Annotated in this window: 1 protein-coding gene; it reads right to left on the reverse strand. The window is 69.6% G+C overall.

What is annotated here, in order from left to right:
• Nucleotides 1–177: 177 nt before the first annotated feature.
• The gene (locus tag ACFWAY_RS53645; protein WP_378516524.1) at nucleotides 178–1,818 is read right to left on the reverse strand and encodes an IS1182 family transposase; all 1,641 of its coding nucleotides are present in this window, start codon (nucleotides 1,816–1,818) and stop codon (nucleotides 178–180) included.
• Nucleotides 1,819–1,913: the final 95 nt, after the last annotated feature.

The raw sequence follows: 1,913 nt of genomic DNA on the forward strand, positions 1-1,913 counted from the left end.
CTAGGAGGCCGCTGAACATGGGCGGTTTCGGGGCTGGCCGCTGTACGGGCTGAGGCGGAAAAGGTGGCGGGCGGCGGCGCGGGATGTCGGATTGGCTGCGTGACGCAGCGTGTGAACCGTGAGAGGGTGTGTGGCCCGCCCGGTAGGGGCTCGGGTCGAGGCCGATGAATGCCCTTTTCAGGCGGTCTGGGCCGCCAGGACCCAGACTCCTGCCGTGCGGGTGAGGCCACGGCCGACGAGGTTACGCAGATTGAGCCCGGCGGTGCGGCGGGTGAGCCAGGCGTTGTTCTTCTCGGTACCTCGGTAGCGGAGTTTGATGCGGCGGCCGCCGCGGCTGGCGATCTGGGAGATGACCCGTTCCACGTTGGGCCGGAACGTGCGGTACTTCTCCCGCAGTTCGGGCTGAGCGGCCCAGTCCCGGCGGGCCCGGCGCAGCAGGTCGTCTCGTTGGTGCAGAACGATTTTGCGGCCGGTCTTGGAGGTCGTGCAGCGTTCACGTAGCGGGCACCCGCGGCACAGTGCACCGAAGCTGGCCACCCGGGTTCGGCTGATCGGGCGGGTGTGACCGGCCGGGCAGCCCACCGTGCCCGCTTCCTCGTCGACGGTGAAGTCGTCGACGGTGAATCCGCCCTCCACGGGCGCCTGCAGCGGTTTGGGTTTGATCACGGCCTCGTGCCCGGCGTCGTCGATCGCGCCACGCAGATCTCCTGTTCCGTAAGCGGAATCCCCGTACCACTCCCGTGCGCCGGCCCCATCCACACCGTCCTCGTCGTCGCCGTCCTCGGTGGGGGTGGTGGCCTCGCCGGTGGCGACCTTGTCGTCGGCGGCCAGGAACTTCTCCGCCACACCCGGATCGGAGTTCTCGGTCCCGGCGGCCTTCGTGAGCGCCTCGTCGGTGATGATCCCCGTCTCCGGTTCGGCGACAACGTGGGCCCGGTACCCGTCCCGGCGCGCCTCGGGTGACTTGCGGGTGTGCCGCGCCTCGGTGTCCACCGTGGAGATCACCCGATCGGGGGCGACCTTGCGGGCGATGCGCCACCGACCATCGGTGCCGTCGGAGCCCTCCGCGGGCTCGACATCCTGCCCGGCGACCAACGCCAGCAACGCCAACGCCGCCTGCGCCTGCTCGTCGAGGTCGACGCCGGCGAACGCCTCGACCAGCGCGTTCGCGTCGTTGACCAGGGCCGAGACCAGGGTGTCCTTCGCGCCGGGCTCGTCCCAGTCGATCGACGGCTTACCCGGCCCGCTGTAGTCGTGCCCGGTGCACACCGCCGCGATCGCCTCGGCGCCGCCGGGCACCACCCGCCGGACCCGCCGGATCGCCGCGATCAGCTGGGTGATGGTGTCCTGGGTGGCGACCGCGTCCGCCAGGATCGTCGAATCCACCGCGCGTTTGCCGCGGCCCCGCACGATCCCGGTCTCCTCGACCACCCGGCGCACCGCCTCGTTGATCCGCTGCGGCCGCTCCGACTTCGCCAACCGCTTACGCCAGTACACCAGCGTGGACGGATCGAATCCCTTGTGGTCCAACGCCATCCCGGTCGCAACCTTCCACCGCAGGTCGCACCGGGCCGCCTCGGCAGTCTCCCGGTCGGAGAGATCGTGCAGGGTCTGCAACACCAGAATCGAGGCCATCACCGACGCCGGGATCGACGGTCGCCCCCGCCCCGAGGGGAACAGGTCCTCGAACTCCCCGTCGGCGAACACATCCCGGCGATGGGCGGCGAGGAACGCGAACATGCTGCCCTCCGGCACCAGGTGGCCGACGAGAGCCTCCGCGTCCAGAAGCTCCCGATCCACCCGCTCCACACCCTGCATGAACCTATTTTCCCAGTTCAGGCCGATGAATTCGGGAGGCGCGCCGATAATTCAGCAGCCTCCTAGCGGGAGTTTCCTGGATAAGTTGATCATGG

It is taken from the genome of Rhodococcus sp. NPDC059968, assembly GCF_042738615.1.
Lineage (GTDB): Bacteria > Actinomycetota > Actinomycetes > Mycobacteriales > Mycobacteriaceae > Rhodococcus_F.

What these genes read in the sequence shown, in the direction of transcription:
- ACFWAY_RS53645 (WP_378516524.1), bottom strand. Translation starts at nt 1,818, where the DNA reads ATGCAGGGTGTGGAGCGGGTGGATCGGGAGCTTCTGGACGCGGAGGCT.